General features: G+C 70.2%; 8 protein-coding genes and 1 pseudogene. 1 reads left to right on the forward strand and 8 read right to left on the reverse strand.

The window, feature by feature from the left end:
* The 8 genes from CCR97_RS32110 to CCR97_RS17505 all read right to left on the reverse strand — a co-directional run.
* Positions 1–998 (reverse strand): cache domain-containing protein (locus CCR97_RS32110; RefSeq protein ID WP_201159706.1); only part of this gene is annotated, 998 nt, incomplete at its 3' end.
* Between the two features lie 373 nt (positions 999–1,371).
* Positions 1,372–3,399, reverse strand: a complete 2,028-nt coding sequence (locus tag CCR97_RS17475) for a methyl-accepting chemotaxis protein (protein WP_111357238.1) — start codon at positions 3,397–3,399, stop codon at positions 1,372–1,374.
* 418 nt (positions 3,400–3,817) lie between these two features.
* Complete coding sequence (locus CCR97_RS17480; protein ID WP_111357237.1) at positions 3,818–5,542, reverse strand: methyl-accepting chemotaxis protein; 1,725 nt, start codon at positions 5,540–5,542, stop codon at positions 3,818–3,820.
* Between the two features lie 415 nt (positions 5,543–5,957).
* Positions 5,958–7,649: a methyl-accepting chemotaxis protein gene (locus CCR97_RS17485; RefSeq protein WP_111357236.1), complete on the reverse strand. Its 1,692-nt coding sequence runs from the start codon at positions 7,647–7,649 to the stop codon at positions 5,958–5,960.
* A 372-nt stretch (positions 7,650–8,021) separates the two neighbouring features.
* Entirely contained in the window at positions 8,022–9,710 is a 1,689-nt protein-coding gene (locus CCR97_RS17490; protein ID WP_111357235.1) for a methyl-accepting chemotaxis protein, read from the reverse strand.
* Positions 9,711–10,019: 309 nt separating this feature from the next.
* Positions 10,020–12,185, reverse strand: coding sequence for a methyl-accepting chemotaxis protein (locus CCR97_RS17495; protein ID WP_244670521.1), 2,166 nt, complete (start codon positions 12,183–12,185; stop codon positions 10,020–10,022).
* Positions 12,186–12,477: 292 nt separating this feature from the next.
* A complete protein-coding gene (locus CCR97_RS17500; protein ID WP_111357234.1) occupies positions 12,478–14,487 on the reverse strand; it encodes a methyl-accepting chemotaxis protein in 2,010 nt (669 codons plus the stop codon).
* A 178-nt stretch (positions 14,488–14,665) separates the two neighbouring features.
* Positions 14,666–15,463, reverse strand: coding sequence for a 16S rRNA (uracil(1498)-N(3))-methyltransferase (locus CCR97_RS17505; RefSeq protein ID WP_201159707.1), 798 nt, complete (start codon positions 15,461–15,463; stop codon positions 14,666–14,668).
* A gap of 139 nt (positions 15,464–15,602) precedes the next feature.
* On the opposite strand from CCR97_RS17505, the pseudogene CCR97_RS31385 reads away from it, so the two are divergent.
* A pseudogene (locus CCR97_RS31385) lies at positions 15,603–15,833 on the forward strand (hypothetical protein); the annotation flags it as partial.

Consider the following 15,833-nt stretch of genomic DNA (forward strand, 5'->3'; position numbering starts at 1 on the left):
TCCTCGGAAGCGGCGCTGACCGTCGCCGACATCTGCTGGGTCGTGTCGGCCGTGCGGGTGAGCGTCGTCGCCGTCGCCTCCAGCTCGGTCGCCGCCGACGAGACCATGGCGATGATTCCACCGACCGCCTGCTCGAACTGGTCGGCGAGCCGCACCATGTCGGCCTTGCGGGCCGCGGTGGCGCGCGCCTCCGCCGCGTGCTGCTCGTCTTCGAGCCGGCGGCGCTCGATCGCGTTGCTCTTGAACACCGCGACGGCGTCCGCCATCGCGCCGACCTCGTCCTTGCGGCCGACGCCCGGAATCTCGGCGTCGAGCTTGCCGGCCGCGAGGTCGCCCATGGCGGCCGTCATCGCCTTCACGGGCCGCACCAAGCCGCGGGCGAGATACCACGCACTGGCGACGAGCAGGGCCAGCAGCCCGGCCGCCCACATCAGCGCCGTCGCGGCGGCGGCGTAGAACACCTGATCGAGATCGTCGACATAGACGCCGGTGCCGACGATCCAGCCCCACGGCTCCACGCCGGCCGCGTAGGCGAGCTTGGCGGCCGGCTCGGTCTTGCCGGGCCGCGGGAACATGTAGCGGACGAAGTCGCCGCCGCGCTTCACCGCGCCGAGCAGCTCGCGGACGTAGAAAACGCCGTTGGGGTCCTTCAGCTCGGAGAGGTTCTTGCCCTCGAGCTCGGGACGCGGCCCGAGGACGAGATTCACGCCGTCCGGCCGATAGACGAAGATGTAGTCGTTCTGGCCGAACCGGATGGCCCGCATCGCCGCCTTGGCGCGCTCCTGCGCCTCTGCGTCGCTGATCTGGCCGTTGGCGGCGGCCGCCGCGAAACCGCGCGCCATCGAGATGGCGGACTGGACCTGCGACTTGACCGAGGCCATGCGCTCCTGCTCGAGGGCGGCCCGCAGGGCGACGAGCTGGACCGCGATGACGGCGAGACAGGCGACGACCGCCAGGACAACCAAAAGTCCCAGGCGGCGCGTGATGGTGAAAGACATCTTCGAAATCCTCAGGCGATCGTGCGAGGCGAGTGCGGCGGTCGGTTCGGCCGCGTCCCCGACGGATCGATCGCGTCCGGCACCGCACGCGCGCACCGGCGCGACGATGGTACTTTGTTCTGGCCGATAAAATTTAAGATGTTCTGAATTCCCGACTGGGTCGCAACCCGAAATAGTCATGTCTTGCAAGGTGATTTCTTAGCAGGAACGGAGTTTCTCGCAGTCCGAAAACACCGCGGGACAAGTCATCCAAACTGATGATCCGAAACGACGTGCGCGACGAAGAGAACCGCCACCGGAGCGGGCTCCGGTGGCGGCTTCGAGATCGACCCGCGACGGCGGTGGCACACCGCGCGCGAGAATTCGCCGGAGATCAGGCGGCCCGCACGGTCCGCAGGAACTTGCCGACCTCCGCACGCAGATGCTGGCTCTCGCGCGCGAGCGCCCGCGCCGAGGCGAGGACCTGGGTCGAGGCGGCGCCGGTCTCGCCGGCACCGCGGTTCACCTCGGTGATAGTGGAGGCAACCTCGGCCGTGCCCTGCGACGCCTGCTGAATGTTGCGGGCGATCTCGGAGGTCGCCGCGCCCTGCTCCTCGACGGCCGCAGCGATGGCGGACGCGATCTCGGCGATCTTGCCGATGGTGCCGCCGATCTCCTTGATGGCGACGACCGAGTCCTGGGTCGCCGACTGCATCTCGGCGATCTGGGTCGAGATGTCGCCGGTCGCCTTGGCGGTCTGGGCGGCCAGCGCCTTGACCTCCTGGGCCACCACGGCGAAGCCCTTGCCGGCCTCGCCGGCCCGGGCCGCCTCGATGGTCGCGTTCAGCGCCAGAAGGTTGGTCTGCTCGGCGATCGCCGTGATCAGCTTGACCACGTCGCCGATGCGGGCGGCCGCCTGCGAGAGCTGATTGACCCGCGCGTCGGTCCGGGCCGCCTGATTGACGGCCTCGCCGGCGATGCGGCTCGACGTCTGCACCTGGCGCGAGATCTCGCCGATCGACGAGGTCATCTCGTTGGTCGCCGCGGCGACCGCCTGCACGTTGGTCGAAGCCTCCTCGGAGGCGGCGCTGACCGCGCCGGCCTTCTCCTGCGTGGTGTCGGCCGCGCGGGTGAGCGCGGTGGCGACCGACTCGAGCTGCGACGAGGACGACGACACCGTCTCGACGACGCCGCCGACCACCGCCTCGAACTCGGCCGCGACCTTCTCCATCAGGGCCTTGCGCTCCTCCGCCGCGGAGGCCGCCTTGCGCTCCGCCTCGGCCTGCTGGGCGCGGACGAAGTTGGTCCGGAACCCGTCGATGGCGCGCGCCATGGCGCCCACCTCGTCGGTGCGCTCGGTGTGCGGGATGGCGATGGTGAAGTTTCCGTCGCGCATGCTGTCGATCACGCTGACGAGCTGGCCGAGCAGATCACGGACGATCCGCATCACCATCCGACCGAGCACCGCGACGGCGACCAGGACGACCGCGACCAGCGTCAGATAGGCGATCATGCTGCGCCAGGCCGACGCGAGCATCGCCTCGCCCTCGGCCGCGACGCTGTCGATGGTCTGGCCGACGATCTTGCCGAACAACGCCGTCTGCTGATTGCCGAGCTCGCCCCAGCGGCGGATCTCCTCGGCGGAGGCCGGCTCGCCCGTTGGCTTCACGGCCCTGTCCCGCAGAGCCTGGATCTCGCGCCCGTTCGCGGCGTCGAAGGCGTTGAACAGAGCCACGGCCTCGGCCGGCGCATAGTCGGCGAACAGCTTGCCGAACGGCCCGTAGAGCGACACGCCGCGGCTCAGGAGCAACCACGACTCGGGCGGGAGCTTGCCCTGCTGCAGAGACTGGAGCCCGGCGCCGCGCTGAATGAGAACGCTGTCGGCGAACTGCAGCGTCACGTAGAGCGTGACGATGCGGCGCGACAGCTCCGGATCGCTGACCAGCGCCGACGCGTTGCCGACGAGATCGATGGACTGGCCGACGATCGGCGCGCCGACGATCGTCGGCATCGCCACGTTGTTCACCGCCTTGGCGTCGATCTGCTTCCATAGATCCTGGTACTTGCGCATCTTATCGTCGAGCTCGCGGACATGCCGCGCGATCGTCGCGTGCTTTTCGGCCTCCGGCGTCACCGCGGCCCGGAAGGCGGCGTATTGCGTCTCGGCAGCCCGGCGCAACCCGTCGACCCGGGCGCGATCGCCCGTGCCGGCGATCAGCTCGCGCTCGGCCGCCGCCTGCCGCGGCAGCAACGCGGCGTTGCGGCTCGCCGCGACGGCGAGCCTGAGAACTTCCGAGGCACGCGACAGCTCGGCATAGCGAGACCAGCTCTCGTAGGCCAGCTGGCCGCCGAACGCGGCGACACCGACGACGGGGAGGAGGGTCAGCAGAAACAATAGGCGGAAGAGGGGCAATCGACGCATGTCGGACTCCGCTGCCAGCCGATGCGGCCGGCATCATCAGAAGGTCTTCGCAGAAGTCAGCCGGGACATCGCAGTGGACGGGGGTCGACACCACAGGGCAGGTGCGAACGACATAGTCGGAATGGTGGACCCGAGTGCTTAAATTCTTATTTATCGAGATGATGAGATGGCCGGCGCAGAAGCAGAGCTGCCGCTCTGGGATTGCATGTTTCTGATGTCGACAACTCGACGTACTGGATGAGGCCCTGACTGATCAGATGATCATCTCCGATTTAGCCTCTTCGTGCTATATCGCTTCGATCGGCTCGTCGTGAGGCGATCGCGAGATCGGCACGACGGGCTTTGCCCGCGCCGATGCGACCGCCGCGACGGCCCGGCGTCCGACGCCGCGCCCGCCCGTCACGACGGCGACGACTGATCAGGCCGCACGGACCGTCTGCAGGAATTTGGTCACTTCCAGCTTCAGCCGGCAACTCTCGGACGACAGGGACCGGGCCGAGGCCAGCACCTGCGACGACGCGGAGCCGGTCTCGCCGGCGCCGTGGCTCACGTCCCCGATGCTGCGTGCCACCGCGACGGTGCCCTGCGACGCCTGCTGGACGTTGCGGGCGATCTCGCCGGTCGCGGCGCCCTGCTGCTCGATCGCCGCGGCGATCGAGGCGGCGATCTCGGCGATTCGGCCGATCGTGCTGCCGATCTCCTTGATGGCGACGACCGAGTCCTGGGTGGCCGCCTGCATGGCGGAGATCTGCTGCGAGATCTCGCCGGTCGCCTTGCCGGTCTGACCGGCCAGCGCCTTCACCTCGTTGGCCACCACGGCGAAGCCCTTGCCGGCATCCCCGGCGCGCGCCGCCTCGATTGTGGCGTTGAGCGCGAGAAGATTGGTCTGCTCGGCGATGGCCGTGATCAGCTTGACGACGTCGCCGATACGCCCCGCCGCCCGCGACAGCTCGCCGATGCGGCCGTCGGTCTTCTCGGCCTGGCGGACCGCGTCCGCGGCGATGCGCGTCGACTCCTGCACCTGGCGGCTGATCTCGCCGACCGAGGCGGTCATCTCGTCGGTCGCCGAGGCGACGCTCTGCACGTTCGCCGACGCCTGCTCGGAGGCGGACGCGACCGAAGTGGAGAGCGCCTGGGTCGTCTCCGCCGTCCGGGTCAGCGTCGAGGCTGCCGCTTCCAGCTCGGTCGAGGCCGACGACACGGTCTCGACGATGTCGCCCACCGCCGACTCGAAGTCGTCGGCGAGCCGGTACATCACGGCCTTGCGCTCGGCCGCGGCGCGGGCGTCGGCCGCCGCCTTCTCCTCGGCCTCGCGAGCCGCCTTCTCGACAGCCTTGATCTTGAAGCCCTCGACCGCGGAGGCCATGGCTCCCACCTCGTCCTTGCGGCCGAGCCCCGGCAGCGCGACGTCGAAGTGGCCCTCGCTCAGCTCCTTCATGGCGCCGCCGAGCGCGCCGAGCGGCCGGGTGATCGAGCGGGTGATCCAGGCGGCGCCGCCGAGCACCAGCACGACGATGACGCCGCCGACGATCGCGATGGCGAGGCGCGCCTCCTGATAGCTCCGCGCCGCCTCGACGGCGACCTGGTCGGCGACCTGCTGGTGACGCTGGAGCAGCTCGAAAGCCAGCGCCTTGGCCTCGTTGAACAGCGGCAGCACCTTGACCGTGACGTCGACGCCGAGCTGGCCGTACTGTTCGGTCTTGTCGGCATCGGCGAGACCGACCGCGGGCTCCAGTCCCTGGCCGATCAGCGCCCCGATCGCTTGCCGGGCGCGGTCGGCGAGATCCGGAAACAGCTTGCCGCCGGGTGAGGCGAGATAGCTGCGCACGACCTCGTCGAGCTCGCGCATCGCCTTGCGGGCACCGTCGGTGTGCAGCGACACCGGATGGTCGTGATGCTTGGCGGCCGGCAGCGCCGGATTGTGCAGCGAGGCGGCGAGGAGCTGCCGGTTGGCGTCCTGGATCAGCTCGTTGATCCGCGCCATCTGGGCGATCGGCTGCTGCGCCTCGGACTTGGTGCGAAGGAGCATGTCGTTGACGAGCGCGGTCGAGCGGACGCCGACGACGCCGACGAGCACGAGGGCGAGCACGCTGATCAGCGCGAGGGCGATCAGCCGGGTGCCGATTTTGAAACGAGAGAGCATGTCGACTCACGAGAAGCTGAGGCGTCGGCGGGGGAGCGCGACGGATCGTCGGCAGCTCGTCTCGTGGCTAAGCCGGCGTCACCGGCGACGCCACTGGCGCTGCGACGTAATTATCATGATGCGCCACTGTTAAAGAAGAATGGTCCCGCGCGACTCTCAGTAGTTCTTCTGACCGAGATTGGTTCGATCCGGAGCCGAGCACTCGACCAAACAACGTCTGTCTGTCGCTTGACGAAACACTTTCGGATGGCGTGCGTCGGAGTGCTCGCGTCTAGACACCCTCGCCTGGAGACATGGGTCTGTCGTCGTCGATGCAGGGCGCACCATCCGACGCACGATGCGCCGATCCGATGGGATCCGGCGCATCGACTGCAGATCGTGAACGGCGCGCGATCGCGAGCGAGGCCTGCGCCCGTCAGGCGGCCCGCACCGTGTTCAGGAATGTCGTCACCTCGGCGCGGAGCTGATTGCTCTCGATCGCGAGCTGGCCGGCGGCGTTCAGAACCTCGCTGGAGGCCGCGCCGGTCTCCTCCGCCCCGCGGCTCACCTCGACGATGTTCTGGGCGACCTCTCCGGTGCCGGCCGCCGCCTGCTGGATGTTGCGCGAGATCTCCGCCGTCGCCGCGCCCTGCTCCTCCACGGCCGCCGCGATGGCGGACGCGACCTCGGCGATCTGCCCGATGGTGCCGGAGATCTCCTTGATGGCCGCGACCGAGTCCTGCGTGGCGGCCTGCATGGCCGAGATCTGCGCCGAGATCTCGCCGGTCGCCTTGGCGGTCTGGCCGGCCAGCGCCTTCACCTCCTGAGCCACCACGGCGAAGCCCTTGCCGGCCTCCCCGGCCCGCGCCGCCTCGATGGTCGCGTTCAGCGCCAGCAGATTGGTCTGCTCGGCGATGTCGGTGATCAGCTTGACGACGTCGCCGATGCGGCTCGCCGCCTGCGACAGCTCGTTGACGCGCGCATCGGTCTTCGCCGCCTGGCTCACCGCGTCGTCGGCGATGCGGCTCGAGGTCTGCACCTGGCGCGAGATCTCGCCGATCGAGGAGGTCATCTCGTTGGTCGCGGCGGCGACGGCCTGGACGTTGGTCGAGGCCTCTTCCGACGCCGCGCTCACCGTGGCCGACATCTGCTGGGTGGTGTCGGCCGTGCGGGTGAGCGTCGTCGCGGTCGCCTCCAGCTCGGTCGCGGCCGACGAGACGGCCGAGATGATGCCGCCGACCGCCTGCTCGAACTGGTCGGCGAGTTTCACCATGTCGGCCTTGCGCTGCGCGGCGGCCCGCGCTTCCGCCTCCTTCTGTTCGACCTCCATGGCCTGGACCCGGACCATGTTGTCCTTGAACACCTGCATGGCGTCGGCCATGCCGCCGATCTCGTCCTTGCGGCCGACACCCTCGATGGCCACGGAAAGATCGCGGTCGGCGAGCCGCTTCATCGCCGCCGTCATCCGGGTGATCGGGCCCGACACGCCGTGGATGATCACGAAGCCGCAGGCGGCGCAGAGCAGCGTCGCCGCGAGGATGGCGGAGACGATCATGGTGCGCGACGTCGCGAACACGGTCGCGCCGCGATTCGCCTCCTCGCGGCCCTCGCGGACGGTCAGATCGAGCAGGTCGGTGAGCACCTTGCGCATGCGCACCGAGTTCTCGCGCATCGGCCCGATGTAGAGGGCCTTGGCGGCGTCGAAGTCGTTCTTGCGCGACAGCGCCTGGTGCTGTCGGCTCTTGTCGCGATACGACGCCCATTCCGTCTTGAACGCCTCGACTAGCGCTTTCTCCTGCGGCGTCGTCGCCAGCCCCTCGTAGGCCCGCCACGCCTCGTCGATACCCTTCAGGGCACTCGCCATCGTCGCCTCCTGGCGGTCCATGGCGGCGTCCGACGTCTCCAGCATGTGGGTCGCCTGATTGACGCGATACTGCTCGATCGACTTCGCGACAGTGGCGAGATAGGCGGTCGACGGCAGCCAGTTGTCCCGGATCTCGGCGGCGGCCGCGTTGACGGTGGCGAGGCGATCGATCGCGAACAGGCCGAGGCCGGCCGTCACCAGTGCGACAGCCGCGAAGGCGACGACGATCTTGGCGCGAATCGAAAGGGAGAACAATTTGCTCATGATGGAGGTATCCGGTGGGGTGTCCACGCCGATTCAGCGCCTTCACACATTTCGAAACTTTTAAATGAAGCGCCTTCGAGCGGCAGGCCCGCCAGAATTTCAGGGCCGGCATGTCGGATCCAGGACCCGGATGGTGATGCGGGCGAGTGCGGTAATTAGTTCATGCTAGGGGACACGACATAATCTCTTCGGATTATACTGACCGCACCAGTTGAAACGACTCCGACGTCTGCGATCGTCACGCGAATCGAATCGCTCTCCGCGCCGAATCAGTTCGGGACGCTCGATAAGGTCGGCGCTGCGCGGGGCGCCCCCGGCGCGGAGCGCGCCGGGCCGCCCGACCTGGACGAGGAAGTCGTTTTGTGTGTCGCCTCACGCCGTCCTGACGGTGGCGAGGAAGTTTCCGACCTCGCTGCGCAGATGACTGCTCTCGCGGGCGAGCTGGCCGGCGGCGTTCAAGACCTCGCCCGACGCCGCGCCGGTCTCCTCCGCACCGCGACTCACCGCGACGATGGTCTGCGAGACATCGGCGGTGCCGCGCGCCGCCTGCTGGATGTTGCGCGAGATCTCCGCCGTCGCCGCGCCCTGCTCCTCGACCGCCGCCGCGATGGCGGAGGCGACCTCGGCGATCTGCCCGATGGTGCCGGAGATCTCCTTGATGGCCGCGACCGAGTCCTGCGTGGCGGCCTGCATGGCCGAGATCTGGGCCGAGATGTCGCCGGTCGCCTTGGCGGTCTGCCCGGCCAACGCCTTCACCTCGGAGGCGACCACCGCGAAGCCCTTGCCGGCCTCGCCGGCGCGGGCGGCCTCGATGGTCGCGTTCAGCGCGAGCAGGTTCGTCTGCTCGGCGACGTCGGTGATCAGCTTCACCACGTCGCCGATGCGTTGCGCGGCGAGCGACAGCTCGCCGACGCGCGCGTCGGTCTTGGCGGCCTGGGTCACCGCGGCGGCGGCGATGCGGCTCGAGGCCTGCACCTGGCGACCGATCTCGACGATCGACGCGCTCATCTGGTTGGCCGCGGCGGCGACCGCCTGCACGTTGGTCGACGCCTCCTCGGAGGCCGCGCTCACGGTGGCGGACATCGTCTGCGTCGTGTCGGCCGTGCGCGTCAGCGTCGTCGCCGTCGCCTCCAGCTCGGTCGCGGCCGAGGAGACCGCGGTGACGATGCCGCCGACCGCCTGCTCGAACTGGTCGGCGAGCCGGACCATGCCGGCCTTCTGCTGGGCCGCGGCGCGGCCCTCCGCCTCCTTCTGCTCGGCCTCGAGGCGGACCCGCTCGATCGCGTTCGTCTTGAACACGGCAACCGACTCGGCCATCGCCCCGATCTCGTCGTGGCGGCCGAGGCCCGGAACGGCGACGTCGAGCGCGCCACGCGCGAGATCGTCCATCGCGGCACTCATCTGCCGCAGCGGCCGCGTGATGCTGCGCGCCAGCAGGAACGCGATGGCAAGCGTGATCACGATGATGACGCCCGCGATGGCGAAGGAGGTGCGGGCCGCGGCCCAGGTCTGGGCGGCGAGGTCGTCGACATAGACGCCGGTGCCGATCACCCAGGCCCACGGCGCGAAGCCGGCCACGTAGGAGAGCTTCGGCTGCGGCGTGTCGGAGCCCGGCTTCGGCCACTCGTAGGCGTGGAAACCGGCGCCGTCGCGGCGCACGATCTCGACGAAGCGGACGAACAGCGGGTTGCCGCTCGGGTCCTTGAAGTCGCCGAGCGGCTTGCCGTCGAGCCGCGACTGCGTCGGATGCATCACCATCCGCGGCTCCATGTCGTTGATCCAGAAATAGTCGCCGTTGCCGTAGCGCAGCGTGGCGATGCGCGCCTTGGCGCGCGCCTGTGCCTCCTCGGCGCCGACCCGCCCGGCGACGGTCGCGGCGTGCTCCTCCTTGACGATCCCCAGCGCCAGCTCGGTGAGGTGCTTCAGCTCCGACTTGCGCTGCTCCGTGAGGCTCGCGCCGAGCTCGCGCGAGTCGAACAGCGCCAGGCCGACCAGGCCGAGCACGGCGAGCGCGATGAGCACCACGATCTTGCGGCCGATGGTCAGACGAAAGCGCGGCATTGTCCTATGATCCCCGTAATCGACAGGTGGCGGACGCACCGGCGGTGAGGAGATCCGCCTCCGGTGGCGTTTCGCCAAAAAGAAGTAGTTTTCGAGGATCACGCGGAATCATTAAAATTATCTACGCGCGCAACGCGCGTTCTTGACCTTCGGCAATCTGAACGCTAGCCGGAAGAGACTAATCCGGCCGCGAGAGTGGGCGTCCGAGCACGCCCGACCGATCAGACGACCGTCCGCCGAACGAGGTCGCAACGGCGCCGCGCCGGCCCGGTCTGCGGGCCGGCGTCAGATCGAGACGCAGGCCCGGACTCAGGCGGCGCGCCCGCGCGCAACCGGGCCCGACGCACCCCGCCGGTCGGCGCGCCGCTCCGGACCCTTGTAGTTCGGGTCGTCCTGCTCGCGACGATCGAGCGGACCGGTGCGCACGTTCATCAGGAAGCTGCGGACCTCGTCCTTCAGCTTGCTGCCCTCGGCGGCCAGCATGCCGGCCGAGCTGCGCACCTGCTCGGACGCCGCCTCGGTAGCGCCCGCGCCGCGGCTCACCTCGGCGATGGTGCGGGCGACCTCGGACGTGCCGGCCGAGGCCTGCTGGATGTTGCGGGCGACCTCGCCGGTCGCCGCACCCTGCTCCTCCACGGCGGCGGCGATCGCCGAGGCGATCTCCGAGATGCGGCCTATGGTGCCGCCGATCTCCTTGATGGCGACGACCGAGTCGTGCGTCGCCGCCTGCATGCCGGCGATCTGGGCACCGATCTCGCCCGTCGCCTTGCCGGTCTGCGCCGCCAGGGCCTTCACCTCCTGGGCGACGACCGCGAAGCCTTTGCCCGCCTCGCCGGCCCGGGCCGCCTCGATGGTCGCGTTGAGGGCGAGCAGATTGGTCTGCTCGGCGATCGCCGTGATCAGCTTGACGACGTCGCCGATGCGGCCGGCGGCCTGCGACAGCTCGCCGATGCGGGCGTCGGTTTTCTCGGCCTGCCGCACCGCCTCCGACGCGATGCGGGTCGACTCCTGCACCTGCCGGCTGATCTCGTTGACCGACGACGTCATCTGGGTGGTCGCCGAGGCGACGTTCTCGACATTCGCCGAGGCCTCCTCGGAGGCGGCCGCCACCACGGTCGAGAGCTTCTGGGTCGTCTCCGCCGTCCGGGTGAGGCTGCCGGAGGCGGCCTCGAGCTCGGTCGCGGCCGACGACACGCTCTCGACGATCTCGCCGATCGCCGCCTCGAACGTGTCGGCGATCCGGTGCACGGCGGCCTGCCGCTCCTTGGCGGCGCGCTCGTCCGCGGCGCGCTGCTCGGCCTCCATGGCGGCGATGCGGACCAGATTGTCCTTGAAGGTCTGGGCGGCGCGGGCATTGGCGCCGACCTCGTCGCGCCGCGCCACATAGGGGATGTCGACCGACCGGTCGCCGCCCGCGATGGCGACCAGCACCTCGCCGATCTTGACGATCGGAGCGGCGATGCTGCGGCCGATCAACCAGGCGAGCACGATGCCGGCAACCAGCGCGACGAGGCTGCCGATGGTGACGGCCTGAGCCGCGCCGGCGAGCCGCTCCTCGGTGACGGCCAGGATCGCGGTCTGCTCGGTGATGGCGCTGTCGCGGATCTGCGCGGTGGACTGCGCCAGGTCCTCGGCCTTGACCGCCATCTCGGCGACGATGCGGTCGATCGCGCCGATCGCACCGACGAAGGTGCGGAACCCGGCGATGTAGCCGTCGAGATTCGTGCGCAGATCGGCGACCAGCTTGCGGCTGTCCGGGTCGCCGGCGAGGCCCGCGACAACGGCGATGGCCGCCTGCAGATCACGGAAGTTCGCCTCGGCCGCCTTGTCGGCGCCCGCCTCCAGCTTGCCGAACGTCTTGGCGACGTTCAGCCGGCTCGTCAGCAGGGTCCTGAACACGACCGCGATGCGCACCTCGGCCATGTCGTCGCGGCCCTGCGCCCAGCGCTGCAGGGCGTCGACATTGGCCGTGATCTTGGCGCCGAGCGGCGCCAGCGTGACCGCCGAGATGGTCTGCTGCTCGCGCCGCAGCGGCGTGATCGCGTCGATCCCCTTGCCGTAGCCGGCGAGGTCGTCGGCGATCCGCTTCAGCGCGACGACGCGCTCGGGCGCCTTCACCTCGGCAAGCGCGCGATCGAGCGCCGCCTGCACGCGGGCGCGGCGCTCCTGGACCGTGTCGAGGCGCTTGTCGCTCGGGTCGGCGATGTACTCGCCGAACACCCGACGCAGGCCGACGAACTCGCGGTCGATGTCGCGCGCCAAGCCGGCCACCGTGTTGCGCTGGACATACACGGCGAGGCTGTCGTCGACCGTGGCGAAGCCGCTGCGCGCCTGCAGAGCGATGGCCGCGACGGCGATCAGCACGAGCGCGAAGCCGATGGAGATCTTCGTGGCGATGCGGCGGTCCGTGTAGATCGCCCCCCATCCGCGCGACGAGGTCGGCGGCGACGAGGTCGATGGCGAAGCGTCCGACATGATGTGTCCCCCGGTTCCGGGCCGGAACTCGGGGTGATGTCGACCGCTCCGGCCACGTCCCCGCGGCCGGGGTGCCCACCCCGCAATGTGCCCGTCAACTTCCGAGCACCATTACGGAGCGGGACAACTAAACGTTAGTTAATAAGGGCTGGCTCTACCCTGATACGCACCACTACGCATCGCCGGTTGTTACTACAGGCCCAAAGCCGCCATAAATACAACCTTCAGTAGGATACCGCCGTCGCATGTTCGCAGGACGGCCGAGGGCTGCGCGATCGTCGCCGACACGCCGTCAGGCCGCCCGGACCGTGGAGACGAAGCGGGCCACCTCGGCCTTGAGCCGGTTGCTCTCGCCGGCGAGCGACTGCGCCGCGGACAGCACCTGGGCCGAGGCCGAGCCGGTCTCGCCGGCGCCCACCTCGACATTGCCGATGTTGCGCGCCACCTCCTCGGTGCCGCGCGCCGCCTGCTGGACGTTGCGGGCGATCTCCTGGGTGGCGGCGCCCTGCTCCTCGATGGCGGCGGCGATCGACGAGGCGATCTCGGCGATGCGACCGATGGTGCCGCCGATCTCCTTGATGGCCATCACCGACTCGCTGGTCGCCGCCTGCATGCCGGTGATCTGGCTGGCGATGTCGCCGGTCGCCTTGGCGGTCTGGGCGGCCAGCGCCTTGACCTCCTGGGCGACGACCGCGAACCCCTTGCCGGCTTCTCCCGCGCGAGCCGCTTCGATCGTCGCATTCAAGGCCAACAAGTTGGTCTGCTCGGCGATCGCCGTGATCAGCTTGACGACGTCGCCGATCCGCTGCGCGGCCTGCGACAGCTCGAGGATGCGGCTGTCGGTCTTCTCGGCCTGGCGGACCGCCTCGGCGGCGATGCGGCTCGACTCCTGCACCTGACGGCTGATCTCGTGCACCGACGCGGTCATCTGGTCAGTCGCCGAGGCGACGCTCTGGACGTTCGCCGACGCCTGGCCCGACGCCGCGGCGACCGCGGTCGACAGCGACTGCGTGGTCTCGGCCGTGCGGGTGAGCGTGCCGGCGGCGGCCTCGAGCTCGGTCGAGGCCGTCGACACCGTCTCGACGATGCCCCCGACGGCGCCCTCGAAGTCGCCGGCGAGCTTCTGCATCAGCGCCTTGCGCTCGGCAGCGCCGCGCGCCTCGGCGGCGTGCCGCTCGGTCTCGGCTTGCTCGATGCGGATCAGGTTCTCCTTGAAGGCCTGGGCGGCGCGGGCGTTGTCGCCGACCTCGTCGCGGCGGTCGACATAGGGAATCTCGACCGACTTGTCGCCGCCGGCGATCTGCATCAGCACCGCGGTGATGCGGCGGATCGGGCCGGCGATGCCGCGGCCGATCAGCCACGCCATCAGGGCGCCGAGCACCAGGGCCGCCGCCGCCAGGATCTGCTGAACCGTCACGGTGCCGGCGATGGTCGTCTCGGAGAGCTTGCGCGACGCCGTGAAGTCGGCCTGCAGGCTCGCCTCGGCGGCCGCCGTCTTGGCCTGCAGCCGGTCGATCGCCGGGACCATCTCGCCGGTGAACAGCGCATCGCCGCGCTCCAGCGCGGAGGCCAGCAGGGCGAAGCCCGACGCATAACCGGAGAGCGCGTCGCGCACCGGCGACAGCGCCATCAGCACGTCGAGCGGCAGGTCCGACTGCTGCATCAGGTCGAGCGCCTCGTCGGCCTTGGCCACCGCGGCCTTGAACACGGCCGGCCCCTTGGCGTCGCGGGTGGCGAGGAAGCGCCAGTTGGCGACCCGCACCGCCTGGATGTGCTTGTCGAGATCGGAAAGGGCGAGGGCGAGCGGCAGGCTGTCGCTGCCGCGCGCCGCATCGATCATCTTGGTGACGGCGGCGGAGAGCGCGTCGCCGCCGGCGAACAGCTTCTTGCGCTCGCCGGCAATCTCCTGGCCGAGCCCCTGCAGTTTCTGGCGCAGCGTCTCGTAGCCGGCGACACCGGTCTTGATCTCGCCGTAGAGGGTTCGGCGCTCAGCCGACACGGTCGCCGCCGACGCCTCGTCGAGCAGGCCGACGACCCGCTTCGCGGTCGCCGCACCGTCGGCCAGCGCCGCCTCGGACCCGACCATCTTGTACTGCAGCGCGCTGCGCCGCATCGCTTCCAGATCCTTGCTGATCTGCAGGCTGCGGATGGTGTTCTCGGAGAGCGCGCTCATCCGCTCGACCGATGACCCGATCGTCGCGAGGCCGTAGCTGCCGAACACGGCGAGGCCGACCGCGAAGACGAGCGGCACGGCGAAGCCGGAATAGATGCGGGCGGACAGGCGAAGTGTCGGGAGGGACATGGACCGGATCCAGCGAGGGTTAACCCGGCCCGGGTCATAGGCGTTTCGCCTTAATGCGAGGTGAAGTCCGGGCGCTCCCGTGGCGCAAAAAGCGGCTTGATATTGCTTCGAATTCTCCCTGCCGCCGCGACCTCGGCCCGGGGTTGCGAGCACCCCGGGATTCGCGCGCCGCTTGGGCTCAGCCGGCCGGCCGGTCGGCCCCGGCGCCCCAGTCGCCCAGCACGGCCTGGACGAGGGCGAGTGCCGCCACGGCCGCCGTGTCGGCGCGCAGGATGCGCGGGCCCAGCGCGATCCGCACCACCCCGGGCCGCGCGAGCAGGAGGGCACGTTCGTCGTCGGAGAAGCCGCCCTCCGGCCCGATCAGCACGGCGAGCGGCCGCGGCCCGGCCGCCCCGGCCGCCTCCGGGTCGCCCGGGCCGGCGCCGGCCAGCGCCGCCAACGGGTCGGCGACCGGGGCGTCCTCGTCGCAGAAGACGAGGAGCCGCTCGGGATCGAGCCCGGCCAGCGCCTTGTCGAGCGCCACCGGCTCGGCGACCGCGGGCAGCGCCAGCACGCCGCACTGCTCGGCCGCCTCGACGACGTTGGCCCGCATGCGCTCGGTGTTCACCCGCTCGGCCTGGGTATGGCGGGTCACCACCGGGGCGAGGCGCGAGGCGCCCATCTCGACCGCCTTCTGCACCAGGTAGTCGAGCCGGGTGCGCTTGAGCGGGGCGAACAGGTAGTGGAGATCCCCCGCCGGGGTCTGCGGCCGCGTCGCCGCGACGACGGCGAGCGCCATCGACCGGCGGCCCTCCTCGGCGAGGTCGGCCCGCCACTCGCCGTCGCGGCCGTTGAACACGAGCACCGGGTCGCCGGGCTTGAGGCGAAGCACGTCCCTGAGATAATGCAGGGGCGCGGCATCGAGCGGCACCCGGACGCCGGGGGCGAGCGGCGCCTCGACGAACAGGCGCGGACTGCGGAACTCGTAGCGCGGCATCGCGCTCCTCCCGAACGGCGGTCCTGGCGTACCGGACGCCGGACCGAGCGCGAGGGGAAGTGCAGGCGCGCCCCCTTCTCGCCGGAATTTTCAGTCTCTTGTAGTGTGGAAAACAGGTCCGGACAGGGGGAAAAACGGCATGCGGACGATGCGATCCGGCGGACGAGGTCCGCACCGCCCGATCCGTCGCGGCCGGCTCGCGGCCGGGCTGCTCGCGGCCGGGCTGCTGGCTCCGCTCGCGGTCGCCCCCGGCGCCCTCGCGCAGACCGCCCCGTGGCCCGATGCCCCGCCGGCGCAACAGAGCGGCGGCGCAGCACCGTGGCCGGGCGATCCGCCGGCCCAGCCGGGTGGCGGCGCCGGCGCCCCGTGG

It is taken from the genome of Rhodoplanes elegans, assembly GCF_016653355.1.
Lineage (GTDB): Bacteria > Pseudomonadota > Alphaproteobacteria > Rhizobiales > Xanthobacteraceae > Rhodoplanes > Rhodoplanes elegans.

Bases quoted from the DNA above. Each gene is read 5' to 3' on its own strand.
- CCR97_RS17475 (WP_111357238.1), bottom strand. From the start codon at position 3,399: ATGCGTCGATTGCCCCTCTTCCGCCTATTGTTTCTGCTGACCCTCCTC.
- CCR97_RS17480 (WP_111357237.1), bottom strand. From the start codon at position 5,542: ATGCTCTCTCGTTTCAAAATCGGCACCCGGCTGATCGCCCTCGCGCTG.
- CCR97_RS17485 (WP_111357236.1), bottom strand. From the start codon at position 7,649: ATGAGCAAATTGTTCTCCCTTTCGATTCGCGCCAAGATCGTCGTCGCC.
- CCR97_RS17490 (WP_111357235.1), bottom strand. From the start codon at position 9,710: ATGCCGCGCTTTCGTCTGACCATCGGCCGCAAGATCGTGGTGCTCATC.
- CCR97_RS17495 (WP_244670521.1), bottom strand. From the start codon at position 12,185: ATGTCGGACGCTTCGCCATCGACCTCGTCGCCGCCGACCTCGTCGCGC.
- CCR97_RS17500 (WP_111357234.1), bottom strand. From the start codon at position 14,487: ATGTCCCTCCCGACACTTCGCCTGTCCGCCCGCATCTATTCCGGCTTC.
- CCR97_RS17505 (WP_201159707.1), bottom strand. From the start codon at position 15,463: ATGCCGCGCTACGAGTTCCGCAGTCCGCGCCTGTTCGTCGAGGCGCCG.